Source organism: Variovorax sp. CCNWLW235 (genome assembly GCF_037204085.1).
Classification (GTDB): Bacteria; Pseudomonadota; Gammaproteobacteria; order Burkholderiales; family Burkholderiaceae_C; genus Variovorax.
This window is the reverse complement of the sequence record NZ_JBBCBW010000019.1, coordinates 94,244-113,436: the sequence shown is the minus strand read 5'-3', so window position 1 is coordinate 113,436 and position 19,193 is coordinate 94,244. Positions and strand designations below refer to the sequence as shown.

Annotated in this window: 15 protein-coding genes and 2 riboswitches; of the genes, 8 read left to right on the top strand and 7 right to left on the bottom strand. The window is 66.2% G+C overall.

The window, feature by feature from the left end; translation table 11 throughout:
- Positions 1-102: 102 nt before the first annotated feature.
- From V9L21_RS19900 to V9L21_RS19870, 7 genes are all read right to left on the bottom strand, one after another.
- On the bottom strand, positions 103-3,756 hold the full coding sequence (locus V9L21_RS19900) for a hydantoinase B/oxoprolinase family protein (RefSeq protein ID WP_337314663.1): 3,654 nt from the start codon (positions 3,754-3,756) through the stop codon (positions 103-105).
- A gap of 72 nt (positions 3,757-3,828) precedes the next feature.
- Complete coding sequence (locus V9L21_RS19895) at positions 3,829-4,791, bottom strand: TRAP transporter substrate-binding protein (RefSeq protein WP_337314662.1); 963 nt, start codon at positions 4,789-4,791, stop codon at positions 3,829-3,831.
- Positions 4,792-4,827: 36 nt separating this feature from the next.
- The gene (locus V9L21_RS19890) at positions 4,828-6,126 is read right to left on the bottom strand and encodes a TRAP transporter large permease (protein WP_337314661.1); all 1,299 of its coding nucleotides are present in this window, start codon (positions 6,124-6,126) and stop codon (positions 4,828-4,830) included.
- A gap of 21 nt (positions 6,127-6,147) precedes the next feature.
- Positions 6,148-6,657 (bottom strand): TRAP transporter small permease, encoded by a 510-nt coding sequence (locus tag V9L21_RS19885; protein WP_337314660.1) that lies wholly within the window; start codon positions 6,655-6,657, stop codon positions 6,148-6,150.
- Between the two features lie 89 nt (positions 6,658-6,746).
- Positions 6,747-7,724, bottom strand: coding sequence for a TRAP transporter substrate-binding protein (locus V9L21_RS19880; protein WP_337314659.1), 978 nt, complete (start codon positions 7,722-7,724; stop codon positions 6,747-6,749).
- 77 nt (positions 7,725-7,801) lie between these two features.
- Positions 7,802-8,617, bottom strand: coding sequence for a putative hydro-lyase (locus V9L21_RS19875; protein WP_337314658.1), 816 nt, complete (start codon positions 8,615-8,617; stop codon positions 7,802-7,804).
- Positions 8,618-8,708: 91 nt separating this feature from the next.
- Positions 8,709-9,614 (bottom strand): LysR family transcriptional regulator, encoded by a 906-nt coding sequence (locus V9L21_RS19870; protein WP_337314657.1) that lies wholly within the window; start codon positions 9,612-9,614, stop codon positions 8,709-8,711.
- Between the two features lie 100 nt (positions 9,615-9,714).
- Between V9L21_RS19870 and denD the strand changes: the two genes are divergently transcribed.
- The 8 genes from denD (at position 9,715) to gcvP (ending at position 19,187) form a co-directional block, all read left to right on the top strand.
- Complete coding sequence (gene denD, locus V9L21_RS19865; RefSeq protein ID WP_337314656.1) at positions 9,715-10,731, top strand: D-erythronate dehydrogenase; 1,017 nt, start codon at positions 9,715-9,717, stop codon at positions 10,729-10,731.
- A 70-nt stretch (positions 10,732-10,801) separates the two neighbouring features.
- Positions 10,802-11,773 carry a TRAP transporter substrate-binding protein gene (locus V9L21_RS19860; RefSeq protein WP_337314655.1) on the top strand — a complete coding sequence of 324 codons (972 nt, stop codon included), beginning with the start codon at positions 10,802-10,804 and terminating at the stop codon, positions 11,771-11,773.
- 87 nt (positions 11,774-11,860) lie between these two features.
- On the top strand, positions 11,861-12,355 hold the full coding sequence (locus tag V9L21_RS19855) for a TRAP transporter small permease (RefSeq protein WP_258507572.1): 495 nt from the start codon (positions 11,861-11,863) through the stop codon (positions 12,353-12,355).
- A complete protein-coding gene (locus V9L21_RS19850; RefSeq protein WP_337314654.1) occupies positions 12,352-13,629 on the top strand; it encodes a TRAP transporter large permease in 1,278 nt (425 codons plus the stop codon). The genes V9L21_RS19855 and V9L21_RS19850 overlap by 4 nt, the downstream gene beginning before the upstream one ends.
- A 158-nt stretch (positions 13,630-13,787) precedes the next feature.
- The gene (locus tag V9L21_RS19845; RefSeq protein WP_337314653.1) at positions 13,788-14,351 is read left to right on the top strand and encodes a hypothetical protein; all 564 of its coding nucleotides are present in this window, start codon (positions 13,788-13,790) and stop codon (positions 14,349-14,351) included.
- Between the two features lie 22 nt (positions 14,352-14,373).
- Positions 14,374-14,464, top strand: a riboswitch (glycine riboswitch).
- A 12-nt stretch (positions 14,465-14,476) separates the two neighbouring features.
- Positions 14,477-14,588: riboswitch (glycine riboswitch) on the top strand.
- Positions 14,589-14,633: 45 nt separating this feature from the next.
- Complete coding sequence (gcvT, locus tag V9L21_RS19840) at positions 14,634-15,809, top strand: glycine cleavage system aminomethyltransferase GcvT (protein ID WP_337314652.1); 1,176 nt, start codon at positions 14,634-14,636, stop codon at positions 15,807-15,809.
- A gap of 49 nt (positions 15,810-15,858) precedes the next feature.
- Positions 15,859-16,230 carry a glycine cleavage system protein GcvH gene (gene gcvH, locus V9L21_RS19835; protein WP_055805573.1) on the top strand — a complete coding sequence of 124 codons (372 nt, stop codon included), beginning with the start codon at positions 15,859-15,861 and terminating at the stop codon, positions 16,228-16,230.
- Positions 16,231-16,280: 50 nt separating this feature from the next.
- A complete protein-coding gene (gcvP, locus tag V9L21_RS19830) occupies positions 16,281-19,187 on the top strand; it encodes an aminomethyl-transferring glycine dehydrogenase (RefSeq protein ID WP_337314651.1) in 2,907 nt (968 codons plus the stop codon).
- Positions 19,188-19,193 lie beyond the last annotated feature (6 nt).

The following is a 19,193-nucleotide window of genomic DNA, read 5'->3' as shown; positions in this document are numbered from 1 at the left end:
CTTGCGCAGCGAAATAAAGGAGGAGGCCGCAGGCCGGGGGACATTCGCGGAGAAAGGTACCCCGTCGGCGGGGGCGCCCCCCCGCCCGCGAACACGCGCAATTCAGCGCTGACCTTCGCCCCACCCGCCCCCGCCAGGCGTCTCGATCACGAACACGTCCCCTGGTGCCATCTGCACCTGCCCGATGTGGTCCAGCCGCTCGACAGTGCCATCGGCCCGCTCCACGCGGTTGATACCGACTGCACCTGGCTCGCCACCTGCGCCACCGAACGCTCCGTAGAGCCGGCCATTGCTGAGGATCGATGCCGTCATCGGCGCCAGGAAGCGCACGCGCCGCACGCCGCCCTCGCCGCCGCGCCAGCGCCCTGCCCCGCCTGAGCCGGCGCGCAGGCGATAGCTGTCGAGCCGCACCGGGTAGCGGAACTCCAGCACCTCTGGGTCGGTGAGCCGCGAGTTGGTCATGTGGGTCTGCACCACGCTCGTGCCGTCGAAGCCGGGGCCGGCGCCAGAGCCGCCCGAAATGGTTTCGTAGTACTGGTGCTCGCCGTCGCCGAAGGTGAAGTTGTTCATGGTGCACTGGCTTGCGGCCATGACGCCGAGCGCACCGTAGAGCGCGTTGGTCACGCAGCTCGATGTTTCGACATTGCCCGCCACCACCGCGGCCGGCGGCAGTGGGTTGAGCATGCAGCCGCTTGGCACGATCACTTCGATGGGCTTCAGGCAGCCGGCGTTGAGCGGAATGTCATCGTCGACCAGCGTGCGGAACACGTAGAGCACGGCCGCCATGGTGATGGCGCGCGGGGCGTTGAAGTTGTTGGGCAGTTGCGCACTGGTGCCGGTGAATTCGACCTTGGCCGAGCGCTTGATCGCATCGACCGTGACGCGCACGCAAATCTGCGCGCCGTTGTCCAGCGGCAGCGTGAACTCGCCGTTCTTCAGTGCCGTGATCACGCGCCGCACCGATTCTTCTGCGTTGTCCTGCACATGGCCCATGTAGGCGGCGACGGTCTCGCGGCCGAACTGCGCCACCATGGCCTGCAGCTCTTGCACGCCCTTCTCGTTGGCAGCGATCTGCGCGCGCAGGTCGGCCAGGTTCTGCTCGATGTTGCGCGACGGATGAGGCCCGCTTCCCAGCAGCGCGCGAAGCTCGGCCTCGCGCAGGCGGCCGCCTTCCACCAGCTTGAAGTTGTCGATCAGCACCCCCTCGTCGCCGATGCTCCTGGAGAACGGCGGCATCGACCCCGGCGTGATGCCGCCCACGTCGGCATGGTGGCCGCGCGAGGCGACGTAGAACGAAGGCCGCGCATCGGCTGACGCCAGGTACACGGGCGTGACCACCGTGATGTCGGGCAGGTGCGTGCCGCCGTGGTACGGATCGTTCAGCACGAAGACGTCGCCGGGCTTCATGCCGGGGTTGCCGTCGATCACGGTCTTGATCGATTCGCTCATCGAGCCCAGGTGCACCGGCATGTGCGGCGCATTGGCGATCAAGTTGCCCTGCACGTCGAACAGCGCGCAAGAAAAGTCGAGCCGCTCCTTGATGTTGACCGAATAGGCGGTGTTCTGCAGCCGCAGGCCCATCTGCTCGGCAATGTTCATGAAGAGGTTGTTGAACACCTCGAGCATCACCGGGTCGGCGCTGGTGCCCATGGCCTGGGTGGCCATGCGGGGCCGCACGCGGTGCAGCTCGATGCCGGCGGCGGTGGCGCGCGCCTGCCAGCCGGGCTCGATCACCGTGGTGGCGTTCCGGCCCGCGAGAATGGCGGGGCCGTCGATGGACGCGCCGGGCTGAAGGGCCGCCTCGTCGAACAGCGAGGCTTCGCGCCAGCCGGCGGCTTTTTCGTCGGCCTCGCAGTACATGCGGACGGCTGCCAGCGGCTCGGGTGCGTATGACGCTGCATCGGCCGGGGTGGCCGGCGGTGCGCGGCGTTCGCCGGCGCCCACGGCTTCGACCGTCACTGCCTCGATGACGAGTGCCCGTTCTGCCATCAGGAAGGCGAAGCGGCGGCGATAGCCGGCCTCGAACTCCTCGCGCATCGCGGCGATGGACTCTTCGGCTGAACCCGCCATGGGCAGCGCACAGGCCAGCGCGGTGTCGGTGCCTTCGTAGCGAAGCTGCACGCGGTGCACCGCGCCGATGGCCGCATCAGCCACGCCCTGCTCGCGCAGTTCTGCTTTTGCCTGGTCCGCGAGCGCGCCGGCGGCATCGCGCGCCGCCGCCAGCCCCTGCGCATCGAGCCGGCGCTCCAGCGCCAGCTCGCGCATGGTCAGCTGGTCGGCCAGCCCCATGCCAAAAGCCGAGAGCACGCCCGCCAGCGGATGCAGGTAGACGCTGCGCATGCCCAGCGCATCGGCCACCAGGCAGGCATGCTGGCCGCCCGCTCCGCCGAAGCACTGCAGCGTGTACTGCGTGACGTCGTAGCCGCGCGCCACCGAAATGCGCTTGATGGCATTGGCCATGCTTGCCACGGCGATGCGTAGCGCGCCGCTCGCCACTTCTTCGGCATTCACGGTACGGCCCGTCGCTTCCGACATGCGGTGCGCCATGGCGTCGAAGCCTCTGCGCGCCGCAGCAAGGTCGAGCGGCTCGTCGGCATTCGGGCCGAACACGTGCGGAAAGTGGGTGGGCTGGATCTTGCCGAGCAGCACGTTCGCGTCGGTGGTGGTGAGCGGCCCGCCGCGCCGGTAGCTGGCCGGCCCCGGATTGGCGCCCGCCGACTCCGGGCCCACGCGCAGCCGCGCGCCGTCGAAGGCAATGACCGAGCCGCCGCCCGCTGCCACGGTGTGAATGCTCATCATTGGCGCGCGCATGCGCACGCCGGCCACTTGGGTTTCGAACGAACGCTCGAACTCGCCGGCATAGTGCGACACGTCAGTGGAGGTGCCGCCCATGTCGAAGCCGATCACGCGCGCATGGCCGGCATCGAGCGCGGTGCGCACCATGCCGACGATGCCGCCCGCGGGGCCCGAAAGAATCGCGTCCTTGCCCTGGAAGCGATCGGCCTGCGTGAGCCCGCCCGAGCTCTGCATGAAGAACAGCGGCACGCCCGGCATCTGCCGCGACACCTGCTCCACGTAGCGCCGGAGAATCGGGCTCAGGTAGGCATCGACCACCGTGGTGTCGCCGCGCGGCACCAGCTTCATGAGCGGGCTGGTCTTGTGCGACACCGACACCTGCGTGAAGCCGATGGCCCTGGCGATGCGCTCGGCCGCAAGTTCGTGTGCGGTGTAGCGCCAGCCATGCATGAAGACGATGGCGCAGGCGCGCAGCCCGGCATCGAAGGCCTCTTTCAGCGATGAGCGCAGCGCGCCTTCATCGAGCGGCTGCACGGTGGCGCCTTGCGCATCCATGCGCTCGCCGGCCTCGATCACTCGCTCGTACAGCTGCTCCGGCAGCACGATGCGGCGGTCGAACAGGCGGGGCCTTGCCTGCGTGGCGATGCGCAGCGCATCGCGAAAGCCTTGCGTGGTGACCAGCACTGTGGGCTCACCCTTGCGCTCCAGCAGCGCATTGGTCGCCACCGTCGTGCCCATCTTCACGCACTCGACGCGCTCCGGGGTAACGGCCTCGCCAGGCTTGAGCTTCAGCAGCCGGCGGATGCCTTCGACGGCGGCGTCCTTGTATTGCTCGGGGTTCTCGGACAGCAGCTTGAGTGTGTGCAGGCCGCCCTCGGGGTCGCGGCCGACCAGGTCGGTGAATGTGCCGCCGCGGTCGATCCAGAACTGCCAGCGCGGGGGAGAGATGTTGTCTTGCATAGGTGTTTCAGCTTGTGGTCTTGAATGAATCCCGCCTTGTCCGAACCGGCGGGACAGTGCATGGGATGGCAGCTAACGTTGGAAGTAGTACGGCACAAAGATGTGATTGGCTTCATTGCCGACCGAGCGCACCCATTCGCGGGAGAAGCGCTCGCCCAATCGCTTGAGCTCGGCGTCGAATCCTGCCGAGATGCGGTCCACCTGCATGCCTTCGGCCTTGAGCTTGCGAGTGGAGCCGGCGGCCTCGTCCTGGCTCATGGCCCAGCCACGCAACTCGGCTTCGCCGGCGGCGCTCAACACCGCCTGCCTGACGGCGGGCTGCAGTGCATCGAACGCCTGCAGGTTGACGAACACGATGTTCTTCGGAAACCATGCGTTGATCTCGTAGTAATGCCGGAACTGGCTCCAGACCTGGTTCTCCACACCGGTCACGGCCGAGGTGATCATGCTGTCCAGTTGGCCGCTGGCCAACGCCCTTTTGACGTCCACCATCGGCACGTCCACGGGCGTGGCGCCCAGCATCTCGGCAATGCGCACGGTGGCCTGGTTGTAGGTGCGCATGCGCGTGCCCTTGAAATCGGCCGCCGATCGCACCGGCGCAGCCGTGTAAAGGCCCTGCGGCGGCCAGGGCACGGCGTACAAGGCCTTCAGGCCTCGTGCGGCAAAGTGCTTGTCGATCAGCGGTCGCTGCAGCTCCCACAGCCTCTTCGCATCGGCATGGTTGGCCACCACGAACGGAATGGCGTCGGCACCGGCAATCGGAATCGCCTCGACCAGGCTGCTCATGATGGCCTCGCCCGCCTGCACCTGGGCCGTCTGCACCGCATGGTGGATGTCGCCCAGCTTGAACAGCGTGTTGTTCGGCCGCACCTCGATGCGCAGCGCACCCGCGGTGGTCCGCTCCACCTCTCCGGCGAACCACACGATGTTCTGCGTATGGAAGGACTCGGCGCGGTAGCCGGTGGCCAGTTGCCAGCGCGTCTGGGCATGCGTCACCGTCGCTGCGAACAGGAGGGCGATCAATAACGGTTTCATGAGGATCTCCTGCGCGATGCGTGCTCGTATCCGGCCTCAGCCCTGCATCCGGCGCGGCAGCCACAGCACCACATCCGGAAAGAAATAGGTCGTCATCACGGCTGCGATCATCAGGAAGAACAGCGGCATTGCGGTGCGTGCGATCCAGGTCACGTCCCGCCGGGTGAGGCCCTGCAGCACGAACAGGTTGAAGCCCACTGGCGGCGTGATCTGCGCCATTTCGACCACCAACACGATAAAGATGCCGAACCAGATCAGGTCGAAGCCGGCGGCCTCCACCGTGGGCAGCAGCACCGCAATGGTCAGCACCACCATCGAGATGCCGTCGAGAAAGCAGCCCAGGATGATGAAGAAAACGATCAGCAGCAGCATCAGGTTGAACGGCGCCAGGTGCAGCGCGCCGATGAACTCCGCCAGGTGCCGCGGCAGGCCGATGAAGCCCATGGCCAGCGTGAGGAAGGCCGCACCCGCCAGGATCAGGCCGATCATGCAGTAGACGCGGCAGGCGGCGACCAGCCCTTCCTTGAAGCGCGCCCAATCGAGCGATCCTTCGATCTTCGCCAGGATCAACGCGCCGCCCACTCCGAGCGCGGCTGCCTCGGTGGCGGTGGCAATGCCGCTGTAGATGCCGCCGAGAACCAGCGCGATCAGCGACACCACCGGAATCAAGTGCCGCGAGGCATACAGCTTCTCGCCGAACGTCATGGCCGCATCGGCGGCGGGGACCTTGTCCTTGTTGAACAGCGCCCACACGACGATGTAGCCCATGAACAGCGCGGCCAGCAGCAGACCGGGAATGACACCGGCCAGGAACAGCTTGGCGATCGACACGTTGGCCGCGACGCCGTAGACGATCATGATGATGGACGGCGGAATGAGCAGGCCCAGCGTGCCCGCGCCGGCCAAGGTGCCGACCGCGATATCGTCGGGGTAGCCGCGCTTCTTGAGCTCGGGGAGCGTGATCTTGCCGATCGTGGCGCAGGTGGCCGCGCTGGAGCCCGAGATCGCAGCAAAGATGGTGCAGCCGACCACGTTGGTGTGCAGCAGCCGGCCCGGCAAGCGGTCCAGCCAGGGGGCGAGGCCCTTGAACATGTCGTCCGAGAGCTTGCTGCGAAACAGGATCTCGCCCATCCACAGGAAAAGCGGCAAGGCGGTGAGCGTCCAGCTGGACGTGGAGCCCCAGATGGTGAGCATCATGCTGTCGCCGACCGGCCGCTGGGTGAACACCTCCATGCCGATCAACGCCACCGCGAGCAGCGACAGGCCGATCCAAAGGCCCGAGCCCAGCACCGCAAACAGCAGCACGATCAGGGCAAATGCAATGACAAGGTCCATTTTTGTCTCTGAAGTTCTTGGTTATTCGACGTGAGCCGTTTCGTCGCTGGCCGCGATGAAGCTGCCGCCGCGCCAGCGCGCGAGCAGCGCATGGCCGAACGACAGTGCAAAACCGATGCAGCCCAGCGCCATGCTGATCTGCGGAATCCATAGGGGCGAAGCGTCGGCCGAGGGCGAGATGTCATGGGTTGCGTACGACACCCAGACCAGCCGGCCCGCATACCAGGCGATGTACACAGCCAGCAAGAAAGCGGAGGCCAGGCACCACCATTCGAGAATGCCGCGCAGCTTTGCCGGCATGCGGTCCAGCAGCAGCGTTACCCGGATGTGATCCCCATGCCTGAGCGTGGCCGGCAGCGCGAGGAACAAGGCAGCGGCAATGGCGTAGCCGGCATAGGCATCCAGGCCAGGAATGTCCCACTGCGCCTCGCGGGCCACCACGCCGAGCAGCACGGTGCCGAAAGCGGCCAACATGGCCACGCAGGCCAGCGCCATCAGCAGTTTGTAGAAATTCAGAACGAGCTTGTCCACCGTACGCTCCTGGTTCGGGATCACAAAGAAAGGAAGAAAGCGGCGGGAGTGCGGAAACAGCCTCGGCCGTCACGCCGCGAAGAACGACGTCAGGGCTTGCGGTAGGCGTCGATCACGGCCTGGCCTTCGGCGCCGGCGGTCTTGAGCCATTCGGCGGTCATGGTCTCGCCGATGGCGGTCAGCGCGGCTTTGACGCTGTCCGACGGTGCGGCAATCGTCATGCCCTTGGCGCCCAGTTCCTTGATGTACTCGGCATCCGCCTTTTCGCTGGTGGCCCAGCCCCGCACTTCGGCGGCAGCAGCGGCTTTGAGCACCGCCTCCTGCGTGGGCTTGTCGAGCGCGTCGAATGCCTTCTGGCTAACCACCGTCGCGTTGCGCGGCAACCAGGCGCTGACCGGGTAGAAATACTTCACCTGCTCATGCAGCTTGCTCTCCACACCGCTGGCACTGGAGGTGAGAAAGTTCTGCACGCCGCCGGTCGCGAGAGCCTGGCCCAGTTCGGCCAGCTGGATGGTTACCGGCTGCGCCTTGAGCAGTTGCGCAATGCGTGCCGTGGCCGGGTTGTAGGCGCGCATCTTGGTGCCCACCAGATCGGCCGGCGTGTTGACCGGCTTGATGGAATAGAGCGACTGGCCCGGCCACGGCACCGAGAACAGCACCTTGATGCCCTGGGACGCCAGGAGCTTGTCTTGCGCCGGCTTTGCTGCCTCATACAGCCGCCTGGCGGCGGGGTAGCTGGTGGCCAGGAAGGGAATGGAATCGGCGCCGAACAGCGGATTCTCGTTTGCCGCGCTGGAGAGAATGAATTCGGCCGCCTGCACCTGGCCGCTCTGCACCGCGCGCTTGATCTCGTTGGCCTTGTAGAGCGAGCCGCCCGGATGCAGCGTGATCTTGAGCTTGCCGTCCGTGAGCTTTTCCACGTCGCTGGCAAACTGCTGCACGTTCCGGGTCTGGAAACTGTTGGCTCCGTAGCCGGTGGGCAGGTCCCACTTGGTCTGGGCCGAGGCGGCGCCGGCGAAGAAGACAGTGGAGAAGGCGGCGGAGAGGCAGAACACGAAGTTTTTCATTGGAAGCACCTGTTCAGAAGCTGACGAGTCGGTCGTTGATGAAGGCAAGGGTCTCGGGTCGGTTCCGGCGCGGGCCGCTAGAACGCAGCCAAGCGGTGATGCAGCAGGTCGGTCACGAGCATCGAGCCCGGCGCATGCGTGATGGCGAACGGCAGCCTGGCGGCGGCCAGCGCGGCTTGGGGCGTGACGCCGCAGGCCCAGAACACCGGGAGTTCGTCCGGCATGACCTCGACTGCATCGCCGTAGTCGGGATCGGCAATCGACCGGATGCCGATCAGCGCCGGATCGCCGATGTGGACCGGCGCGCCGTGCACGGCCGGAAAGCGCGAGGTGATCTGCACTGCGCGAATCGCATCGGCCGCGCGCAGCGGACGCATCGACACCACCATCGGTCCATGGAAAAGGCCTGCCGGCGTGGTCGCCACCGACGTGCGGTACATCGCCACGTTGCGGCCTTGCTCCACATGGCGCAGCACAATGCCTTCGGCCATCAGCGCGTGCTCGAAGGTGAAGGAGCAACCGATGACAAAGCTCACCATGTCGTCGGTCCACAGGGCTCGCACGTCGGTGGGTTCGTCCACCAGCACGCCGTCCTGCCACACGCGATAGCGCGGCAGGTCGGTGCGAATGTCGATGTCCTCGCCGAGGGCGGGCAACGCCGGGTCACCGGCTTCCGACACGCCGAGCAACGGGCACGGCTTCGGGTTGGCTTGGCAAAAGCGCAGGAAGTCGGCAGCGTGCGCCTTGGGCAGGACGACCAGGTTGCCCTGCACATGGGCGCTGGCCAGCCCGCTGGTGTGGGCGGCCAGTGCGCCGCTGCGGCAGGCCTGGCGCACGGCCAGCGCACTGCTCGCTGCGCCGGGTTGCTCTACGAAGGATTGGCGGTTCGACATTTGGCGTTCTCGATGCCCGATGCATCGCTTTGGTGTGGTGCGACGGATTGTGGGAATCCGCGCTCACAAACGCCAACGCAAAGTTTCTCGCTCAGCTCATCGATTTTTTCGATGACCCCAAGCGGTGCGATGCATGCACCACGGCTGAGCCGAGCGCGGCCTCCGGCAGCGGCGAAGAGGGATCGTCGCGGTAGCTCGCGTAGATGGGCAGCGGCTCCAGCGTGTCGTCGCAGGGCAGCACGCGCAGCGGCAGGCGACGGGCCAGCGGCTCGACCACCGCGCGCGGCAACGTGGCCACGCCGAAGCCCGCCTCCACCAGCTGCGCCATCGCCGAGATCGACGAGATTGCATGCACGCGCGGCGGCGGGCTGCCGGCATCGCGGAACAACTCGAGCAGCGCCACGTGCGGTTGCGAGCCGCGCTGAAAGGTCAGCAGATCGAGCGACAGCAGGTCCGGCAATCGGTAGCGGCGCTTCAGGTGCAGCTCGCGGTGGCCGACAAAGCACATGGGCATGGGCGGCACGGCGCGGGTTCGCACGCCGTCGCCGGCGGCGGGCAGCGCGGCAAACACCAGGTCCTGCTTGCCGCGCTGCAACTGGTCGACCAGCACCGGCGTGGTTTCGACGGTGAGCTCCAGTTCGAAGTCCGGATGCGTCGCCTGCATGTGCTTGAGCCAGCCGGTGAGCCAGCTGTGCACCACCGACTCGATGGCGCCCACGCGCAGCACGGCTTCGCGCACGGCGCCCGAGCCCATCTCGGCCTTGATGTGCATCTGCATCTCGAGCAGCTTCTGCGCGAAGGCGTGAAAGCGCTGCCCCGCCACCGTGAGGCGGAACTGCTTGTCGCGCCGGTCGAGCAGCAGCACGCCCAGCTCGCGCTCGAGCGCCGCAATGCGGCTGGAGAGCGCCGATTGGGTGAGGTGCAGCTTCTCGGCCGCACGGGTCACGCTCTTGAGCGCCACGGCCCAGTGAAAGGCTTCAACGAATCGCAGGTTCATCGTTTTCCGGTCGTCCGGTTTCTTGTTTGCGCGAGCCGCGAGTGTGCCTGTAGCGGGTGCTCCGCTGCGCTATGCTCATTGCGAAGGAGACAAGACAACCATGCAGATCGTCATTACCGGCGGCGCCGGCTTCGTTGGCGCCCGCCTTGCCCGCACGCTGCTGAAGCAGGGGCAGCTCTCGCTTGCCGGCGCCCCGGCGCGCGACATTTCCCGCATCACCCTGGTCGACCGCGTCGCACCGCCAGCCGACCTTGCGGCCGACCCTCGCATTGCCGCCGCGCTTGGCGACCTGAACGAGCAACTGGCTTCGCCGGAAGAAGCGCTCTGGCGCGAAGCCGACGCCATCTTTCACCTGGCCGCCGCGGTCAGCGGCGAATGCGAGGCCGATTTCGACCTGGGCATGCGCAGCAACTTTGCCGCGACGCATGCCTTGCTCGAAAAAGCGCGCGCCGTGGGCACCCGGCCACTGGTGGTGTTTGCCAGTTCGCTCGCAGTGTTCGGCGATTCGCCCGAGCAGCCGCTGCCGCCAGTGATTGAAGACCACACACTGCCCACACCGCAGACCAGCTACGGCATCCAGAAATTCATCGGCGAGCAGCTGGTGGCCGACTACACGCGCAAGGGCTTCATCCGCGGGCGCAGCGTGCGCCTGATGACCGTGAGCGTGCGCCCGGGCAAGCCGAACGGCGCGGCATCGGGCTTCTTCAGCGGCATGATCCGCGAGCCGCTCGCAGGCATTCGCGCCGCTTGCCCGGTGCCCGACGAAACACCCGTGGCCATTGCATCGCCGGCCCGCACCGTCGAAGGCATCATTCGCGCCGCGGAGGCAAGCGATGCCGAATGGGGCCCGCGCACTGCGCTGAACCTGCCCTCGCTTTCCACCACGGTGGGTGAAATGGCGGCGGCGCTCGAACGCGTGGCCGGCAAGGCCGCCACCGCCCTGCTCGACCGAACACCCGATCCGGCCATCCAGCGCATCGTGAAAACCTGGCCCGGACGCATCGAAACCGCCCGCGCCAAGCGCCTGGGGCTTTCGGCGGACGCCGATTTCGAAGTAGTTATTCGTGATTACGTCCGTGAAAATCCCGACGCGGTGAAGCTCCCCGTTACGGCATAGTCGGCGGCTGCCCGCGGAGTTTGCTTTTTCTGCTTTTTCTTCGCGCCTTCTTTTCTCTGGAGACAACACAATGAAATTGACCCGACTGGCCGCCGGCCTGGTTCTGGGCATGGGCATGGCTTGCGCCGCCTTCGCGCAGACCACCATGAAGATCAGCATTTCGACCGCGCAGAACTCGCACCAGGGTGTTGCGATCGACGTCTTTGCCAAGGAAGTCGAAAAGCGCACCGGCGGACGCTACAAGGTCCAGACCTTCTACAACGGCTCGTTGGGCGGCGAGCGCGAGTCGATCGAGGCTGTGCAGCTCGGCACCCAGGAACTGGCGCTCTCCTCGACCGGGCCCGTGCCCAACTTCGTGCCGGAGACGAAGATCCTCGACGTGCCGTTCCTGTTCCGCGACAAGGCCCATGCGCGCGCCGTGCTCGACGGCCCCATCGGCCAGGACCTTCTGACCAAGTTCGACGCCAAGGGCTTCAAGGCGCTGGCATGGGCCGAGAACGGCTTCCGCCACATGACCAACAGCAAGCGTGACGTGAAGGCGCCGGAAGACCTCAAGGGCCTGAAGATGCGCACCATGGAAAACCCGGTGCACATTGCGGCCTACAAGACCTTCGGCATCGTCACCACGCCGATGGCCTTTCCCGAAGTGTTCACGGCCTTGCAGCAGGGCACGGTCGACGGCCAGGAGAACCCGCTGTCGGTCATCATCGCGGCCAAGTTCGACCAGGTGCAAAAGCACCTGTCGCTCACCGGCCACGTCTACTCGCCCTGCATCTTCGTGATGAACAAGGCGTCGTTCGACAAGCTGAGCGCGGCCGACAAGCAGGCCTTCCTCGAGGCCGCCAAAGAAGGCACCAAGGCCAATCGCGCACGCGTGGACGAAGACGATGCCAAGGGCGTGGCCGACCTGCGCGCCAAGGGCATGACGGTGATCGACAACGTCGACAAGACCAAGTTCGTGGCCGCACTGGCGCCGGTGAATGCCCAGTTCGAAAAGGACTTCGGCAAGGCCAACCTCGACAAGATCCGCGACTTCAAGTGATCTTCATGATGCTATCTTCTTGATAGCACCGAGCGCCCGCTCAGTTCCATCTGGCGGGCTTTTTTGTTTTCAACATCACGACTGCAGATGAAAGAAAAATTTCTCGGCATCGAGCGCTGGACCACCGGCTTCTCGATGATTGCCGCCTGCGTGATGCTGGTCATCGCCTCCGGGTTGGGCGTGTTCCAGATCGTCACGCGCTTCGTGCTCGAGCAACCGGCCGAATGGAGCGAGATCCTGATCCGCATGAGCCTGATCTGGATGGTGTTCCTCGGCATTCCGATGGCTTTCCGGCAAGGCGCGATGGTGAGCGTGGATGTGCTGTACCGTTGGAGCCCGCCGCGGGTCAAGCGCGTGCTCGATGCCGCGGTCAGCATCGCGGCACTGGCGCTGATGCTGGTCATTCTGTGGTGGGGCTGGGACTACGCCATGCGCGGGCGCGTGCAGTCGATGGCCGGGCTCGAAAGCGTGTCGATGATGTGGTCGTACCTGGCGCTGCCGGTCGGTTCCGTTTTTTGCCTTTTCGGCATCGTTGGTAATTTTCTCGATCCCAAGCGGCTCGAACTGGAGACCGCGCAATGACCCCCGTAATGGTTGCAACGATGGTGCTGTGTTTTGCACTGTCGGTTTCAGTGGCGGTGTCCATCGGGCTCGCATCGATCCTTGGCATTCAGGTGGCCAACGTCAACATGCTCATCTCCGTGAAGGAGATGTTCAATTCGATCAACAAGTTTCCGCTGGCGGCCATTCCGTTCTTCATCCTGGCCGGCAACCTGATGGAAACCGGCGGCATCTCGCGCCGGCTGGTCGAGTTTGCCAAGAGCATCGTGGGCGGTGTGCAGGGCGGCCTGCCCATGACCTGCGTGCTCACCTGCATGATCTTTGCGGCAGTGTCGGGCTCTTCGGTGGCCACCACCTTCGCCATCGGCGCCATCCTGATTCCGGCGCTCATCAAGCACGGCTATCCCACCGCGTACGCGGCCGCGCTCCAGGCCACGAGCGCCGAGCTGGGCGTGATCATTCCGCCCTCCATTCCGATGATCCTGTACGGCGTGAGCGCCGAGGTGTCGATCGGCGAGCTGTTCATTGCGGGCTTTGGCCCCGGCATTCTCATCAGCCTGGCGCTGATGCTGTTCGTCTGGGCGTATTGCAAGTGGAAGGGCTGGGGCAAGAATGACGGCGACGGCCGCATGTCTTTTGGCAAGGCGACATGGCAGGCCGGCTGGGCGCTGCTGATGCCGGTGATCATTCTGGGCGGCATCTACGGCGGCATCTTCACGCCGACGGAGGCCTCGGCGGTGGCGGTGTTCTATGCGCTGGTGGTCGGCGTGGTGATCTACCGCGAGATCAAGCTCCAGGATCTTTACCTCATCCTGCGCAAGTCGGTGCTGTCGTCGGCGGTGATCATGTTCATCATCGCCAACGCGGGCCTGTTCGCCTTCCTGATCACGCGCGCGGGCGTGCCCGACGCCATCGGCCATTGGCTGCAGGAGGTGCTGAAGTCGCCGACCATGTTCCTCTTGGGCGTGAACGCTGCGCTCTTCGTCATCGGCATGTTCATCGAGACCAGCGCGGCCATCATCGTGCTCGCGCCCATCCTGGCGCCTGTGGCGGTGCACTTCGGTGTCGACCCGGTTCACTTCGGGCTCATCATGGTGGTGAACCTCGCGCTCGGCATGATCACCCCGCCCTTCGGCGTGAACCTGTTTGCGGCGTGCACGGTAGCGCGCATCTCGCTCGACCGGATCGTGAAGTACCTCATTCCCTTCGTGCTGGTGATCCTGGCCTGCCTGATGGTGATTACCTACGTGCCGTGGATATCGCTCGCGCTGCGCGACCTGGTGTACGCCAAGTAGCAGGCGGCGCAAAAACCAGAGAGAACCAGAGAGAAAACGGGCAGCCTTCGCGGGCTGCCTTTTTTTATGCGGCAAATGCCCCTGTAAGGCAAACGTTTCACAAAGATGTCACCAGCCGCAACGATGCTGCAGCCTTCGATTCCGAAAGCTGTGGCGCCATGTTTCCCACCAAGACCGACAAGGCACGCGACGAACTCCAAGGCGGGCAGCGCACGCTGAGCCAGCGCGAGCGCGCATTGCTGCTGATGGCCGACGGCCGGCGTTCGCTGACCGACTTCAGCCCGCTGTTCGCAAGCCGCGACGAAGCCGAACAGACGCTGCGGGCGCTGATGAACCGCGGATACCTGCACGACGCGCAGGGCGCAGCGCCGAAAACCGCCGCACCAGTTACGGCGGGCCCGACACACACGCCGATTCCGGCTCCTGCGGCCGAGCCCATCCGAGTAGAAACCTCGACCGACAACTTCGACGGCAAGCGCTCCCTGGCCACTACGCGCATGTTCCTGTTCGACATTTGCGAGCGCATGTTCGTGCGGCGCGACCCCAAGTTTGCGCTGCAGATGCGCGATGCACTGCGCGAAGCCCGCGACCGCGACGCCATGCTGACGATTGCCGCGCTGATGCTCACCGAAGTCGAAAAAGCGGCGGGCGCCGAGCGGGCCGAATCGCTGCGCGAGCGTATCGAAAGGTTGCTGCCGCCCGCTTCGGAAACCGTGCACTGAGGCTTTCCGCGATCCACTACACTTCGAAGGGTCAGGAGAGAGCTTCGCCACGCGAGGCCGCCGAAGGCGCAGGGGTTCCCCGAACGCTCAGGCAAAAGGACTGACAAGGCGCTGGCGCATGCCGGCGTTTCCTTGCTGGAGAGAGGCCCTTGCATCTTGACGATGCGGCGGCCCACCGAAGGAGCAAACCCCGATCGTGGGGCGAATCTCTCAGGTAAAGCGGACAGCAGGGGTGGCCCATGGCTCGCGCCATGGAGTTCGACTGCCCCTTTGGAGTGCCCCGTGGCCGCTTCCGCTTCATCACCCGACGCCCCATTGCTCAAGACGCCCCTGCACGACCTGCATGTGGAACTGGGCGCCCGCATGGTGCCCTTTGCCGGCTACTCCATGCCCGTGCAATACCCCGCCGGCCTCATGGCCGAGCACAAGCACACGCGCGACGCGGCCGGCCTGTTCGACATTTCCCACATGGGCCAGTTGCGCCTGGTGGGGCCAGACGCCGCCGCCGCATTCGAAACCCTGATGCCGGTCGACGTGATCGACCTCGCGCCCGGCAAGCAGCGCTATGGCCTGCTGCTGAACGACGAAGGCGGCATCCTCGACGACCTGATGTTCTTCAACGAAGGGCACGGCTCGATCTTCGTGATCGTGAACGGCGCCTGCAAGGTGGCCGATCTCGCCCACATCCAGCAGAAGATCGGCGCGCGCTGCGACGTGCAGCCCATGCCCGACCACGCACTGCTCGCACTGCAAGGCCCGCAGGCCGCCGCGGCGCTGGCCCGCTTGTCGCCGGGCATCGAGCGCTTTGTGTTCATGACGGGCGGCGCGGTGCAGATCGGCGGGATTCCGGCCTTTGCCACGCGCAGCGGATACACGGGCGAAGACGGCTTCGAGATTTCGGTCGCCGGCAAGGATGCGGACGCCCTCGCCCGCCTGCTGCTGGCGCAGCCCGAGGTCAAGCCCATCGGCCTGGGCGCGCGCAATTCGCTGCGGCTTGAAGCCGGGCTCTGCCTTTACGGCAACGACATCGACACCACCACCACGCCCGTCGAGGCTTCGCTCAACTGGGCGATCCAGAAGGTGCGCCGCACCGGTGGCGCGCGCGAAGGCGGTTTTCCGGGCGCGGCCAAGGTGCTGGCGCAACTGGCCGCCGCCACCGCCGGCGCCGCGGGCCGCACCGACCACGACACCCTGAAGCGCAAGCGTGTCGGCCTTGTGGCGCTGGAACGCATTCCGGTACGCGACGGCACATTGTTGCAATCTTTCGAAGGCCAGGACATCGGCATCGTGACCAGCGGCCTGCTCGGCCCGACGGCCGACCGCCCCGTTGCCATGGGCTATGTGGCTACCGCGTTTTCGGAGCCCGGCACCCGCGTGCAGGCCATCGTGCGCGGCAAGCCGGTGCCGATGGAAGTCTCGACCCTGCCCTTCGTGCCGGCCCGCTACTACCGCGGCTAGGCTCTGCGCTACCCGAATCAGTCATTTTTTCCACGAGGAGTTTTTCACCATGAGCATCAAGTACACCAAGGACCATGAATGGGTCTCGGCCGAAGGCGGCGCGGCCACTGTCGGCATCACCGTTCACGCGCAGGACGCGCTGGGCGACGTGGTCTTTGTCGATCTGCCCGAAGTGGGCAAGACCTTTGCCCAGGGTGAAGTGGCCGGTGTCGTCGAATCGGTCAAGGCCGCGGCCGACGTGTTCATGCCCGTGTCGGGCGAGATCACCGAAGTGAACGAAGCCCTGCGCGCCGACCCGTCGCTCGCCAACACCGACCCGCTGGCCGCCGGCTGGTTCTTCAAGGTCAAGCTCAGCGAGCCGGCGCAACTCGACGCGCTGCTCGACGCCGCCAGCTACGACAAGTTCGCCGCCGAATCCTGATCCGCCGGGTTCTTCAGCCGCCCTTCCTCATTCCCCGAGCCTTTACCGCCATGCCGATTCCCGCCCAGCCTTCCCTGCAACAACTAGAGAACGCCGAAGAATTTCTCGCCCGCCACATCGGCATCGATGCGGAAGACGAGGCGCGCATGCTGCCGGTGATCGGCTCGGAAACGCGGGCGGAGCTCATCGACGGCATCGTGCCCGCGGCCATTCGCCGCGCCAAGCCGATGCGGCTGCCCGCGCCGGTGACCGAGGCGGATGCGCTGGCCGAACTGAAGGCCATCGCGGCGAAGAACAAGGTGTTCAAGAGCTTCATCGGCCAGGGCTACTACGGCACGCACACGCCGGGCGTCATCTTGCGCAACGTGCTCGAGAACCCCGCCTGGTACACCGCCTACACGCCCTACCAGGCCGAAATTTCGCAGGGCCGCATGGAAGCCCTGCTCAACTTCCAGACCATGGTGTGCGACCTGACGGGCATGGCCATTGCCAACGCCTCGATGCTCGACGAAGCCACGGCCGCCGCCGAGGCAATGACGCTGGCCAAGCGCAGCGTGAAGAGCAAGAGCAACGTGTTCCTGGTGTCGGGCGACTGCCACCCGCAGACCATCGAGGTCATCAAGACGCGCGCCGCGCCGCTGGGCATCGAGGTGAAGGTAAGCACCGTGTCGGAGACGCTGCCGCACCTGATGGCGAGCTGCGAATTCTTCGGCGTGCTCGCGCAGTACCCCGCCACCACCGGCCACGTGCACGACCTGCGTCCGCTCGCGGGCCATGCGCACCAGTGCGACGCCGCCTTCTGCGTGGCCGCCGACCTGCTGGCGCTCACCCTGCTCGCGCCTCCGGGCGAATGGGACGCCGACATCGTCTGCGGCACCACGCAGCGCTTCGGCATGCCGCTGTGCAACGGCGGCCCGCACGCGGCCTACCTGGCCTGCCGCGACGAGTTCAAGCGTTCGCTGCCGGGCCGCCTGGTCGGCGTGAGCGTCGACACGCACGGCCAGCCCGCCTACCGCCTTGCGCTGCAGACGCGCGAACAGCACATCCGCCGCGAGAAGGCCACGTCGAACATCTGTACCGCACAGGTGCTGCCGGCCGTCGTCGCCAGCATGTACGCCGTGTACCACGGGCCCGACGGCCTGACGCGCATCGCGCAGCGCGTGGCGGCGCTCACCGCCATCCTTGCGCAGGGCCTGGCGCAAATGGGCCGCGAGCCGGTCAACGGCACGGCCTTCGATTCGCTCACCATCCGCACGGGCGACGACACGCCGAAGATCATCGAGCGCGCCACCGCGGCCGGCGTCAACCTGCGCCAGCGGCTGCAGCAGCACCTGGGCATTTCGCTTGACGAAACCACCACGCGCGCCGACATCGAAACGCTCTGGGCCCTGTTCGTGCCCGCGGGCACGCCGATGCCGCGCTTCGACGACCTGGCCAACACCGCGCCGCGCCTGCCCGAAGACCTGCGCCGCACCAGCGCCTTTCTGACGCACCCGGTGTTCAACACGCACAAGAGCGAGACGGCCATGCTGCGCTACATCCGCAGCCTCTCCGACAAGGACCTGGCGCTCGACCGCAGCATGATCCCGCTGGGCAGCTGCACGATGAAGCTCAACGCGACCAGCGAGATGATCCCCATCACCTGGCCCGAGTTTGCGAACATCCACCCCTTCGCGCCCGCCGAGCAGCAGCAAGGCTATGCGCAGCTCGACGCGCAGCTGCGCGCATGGCTCTGCGAAGCCACCGGCTACGCGGGCATCAGCCTGCAGCCCAACGCCGGCTCGCAGGGCGAATACGCGGGCCTGCTGGCGATCAAGTCCTTCCATGAGGCCAAGGGCCAGGGCCATCGCAACATCTGCCTGATTCCCTCGTCGGCGCACGGCACCAACCCGGCAAGCGCGCAAATGGTCGGCCTGCAGGTGGTGGTGACGGCGTGCGACGCGCAGGGCAACGTCGACATGGATGACCTGAAGCGCGCCTGCGAAAAGCACAGCGACAAGCTGGCCGCGGTAATGATCACCTACCCCAGCACGCACGGCGTGTTCGAAACCCGCGTAAAGGAACTCTGCGAACTGGTGCACGAGCACGGCGGCCGCGTGTATGTCGATGGCGCCAACATGAACGCACTGGTCGGCGTGGCCGCGCCGGGCGAGTTCGGCGGCGACGTGAGCCACCTGAACCTGCACAAGACCTTCTGCATTCCACACGGCGGCGGCGGCCCGGGCGTGGGCCCGGTGTGCGTGGTGGAAGACCTGGTGCCATACCTGCCGGGCCATGCGACGGCCGGCATTGCATCGAACGGCGTCGGTGCCGTTTCCGCTGCGCCGCTGGGCAATGCGGCGGTGCTGCCGATCAGCTGGATGTACTGCCGCATGATGGGCGCCAAGGGCCTGCAGGCCGCAACCGAAACCGCCATCTTGAGCGCCAACTACATCAGCGCGCGCCTGAAGGACCACTACCCCACGCTGTACGCAAGCCCCAACGGCCACGTTGCGCACGAGTGCATCCTGGACCTGCGCCCGCTCAAGGACACCAGCGGCGTCACCGCGGAAGACGTGGCCAAGCGCCTGATCGACTACGGCTTTCATGCGCCGACGCTGAGCTTTCCGGTGCCGGGCACGCTGATGGTCGAGCCCACCGAGAGCGAGCCGCTGGCCGAGCTGGACCGCTTCGTCGACGCGATGATCGCCATTCGCGGCGAGATCCGCCGGGTGGAAGAAGGCGTCTGGCCCAAGGACGACAACCCCCTGAAGCACGCGCCCCACACCGCAGCGAGCCTGCTCGGCACCGAATGGTCGCACCCCTACTCGCGTGAGCTCGGCGCGTTTCCGCTGGCCGAGCTCAAGCAGGCCAAGTACTGGCCGCCCATCGGCCGGGTCGACAACGTGTACGGCGACCGCAACCTGTTCTGCAGCTGCGTGCCAGTGGGCGAATACCAGGAAACCGAAGAGGCCTGATCAGGG

Bases quoted from the DNA above. Each gene is read 5' to 3' on its own strand.
- V9L21_RS19900 (WP_337314663.1), bottom strand. From the start codon at position 3,756: ATGCAAGACAACATCTCTCCCCCGCGCTGGCAGTTCTGGATCGACCGC.
- V9L21_RS19895 (WP_337314662.1), bottom strand. From the start codon at position 4,791: ATGAAACCGTTATTGATCGCCCTCCTGTTCGCAGCGACGGTGACGCAT.
- V9L21_RS19890 (WP_337314661.1), bottom strand. From the start codon at position 6,126: ATGGACCTTGTCATTGCATTTGCCCTGATCGTGCTGCTGTTTGCGGTG.
- V9L21_RS19880 (WP_337314659.1), bottom strand. From the start codon at position 7,724: ATGAAAAACTTCGTGTTCTGCCTCTCCGCCGCCTTCTCCACTGTCTTC.
- V9L21_RS19875 (WP_337314658.1), bottom strand. From the start codon at position 8,617: ATGTCGAACCGCCAATCCTTCGTAGAGCAACCCGGCGCAGCGAGCAGT.
- V9L21_RS19870 (WP_337314657.1), bottom strand. From the start codon at position 9,614: ATGAACCTGCGATTCGTTGAAGCCTTTCACTGGGCCGTGGCGCTCAAG.
- denD (WP_337314656.1), top strand. From the start codon at position 9,715: ATGCAGATCGTCATTACCGGCGGCGCCGGCTTCGTTGGCGCCCGCCTT.
- V9L21_RS19860 (WP_337314655.1), top strand. From the start codon at position 10,802: ATGAAATTGACCCGACTGGCCGCCGGCCTGGTTCTGGGCATGGGCATG.
- V9L21_RS19855 (WP_258507572.1), top strand. From the start codon at position 11,861: ATGAAAGAAAAATTTCTCGGCATCGAGCGCTGGACCACCGGCTTCTCG.
- V9L21_RS19850 (WP_337314654.1), top strand. From the start codon at position 12,352: ATGACCCCCGTAATGGTTGCAACGATGGTGCTGTGTTTTGCACTGTCG.
- V9L21_RS19845 (WP_337314653.1), top strand. From the start codon at position 13,788: ATGTTTCCCACCAAGACCGACAAGGCACGCGACGAACTCCAAGGCGGG.
- gcvH (WP_055805573.1), top strand. From the start codon at position 15,859: ATGAGCATCAAGTACACCAAGGACCATGAATGGGTCTCGGCCGAAGGC.
- gcvP (WP_337314651.1), top strand. From the start codon at position 16,281: ATGCCGATTCCCGCCCAGCCTTCCCTGCAACAACTAGAGAACGCCGAA.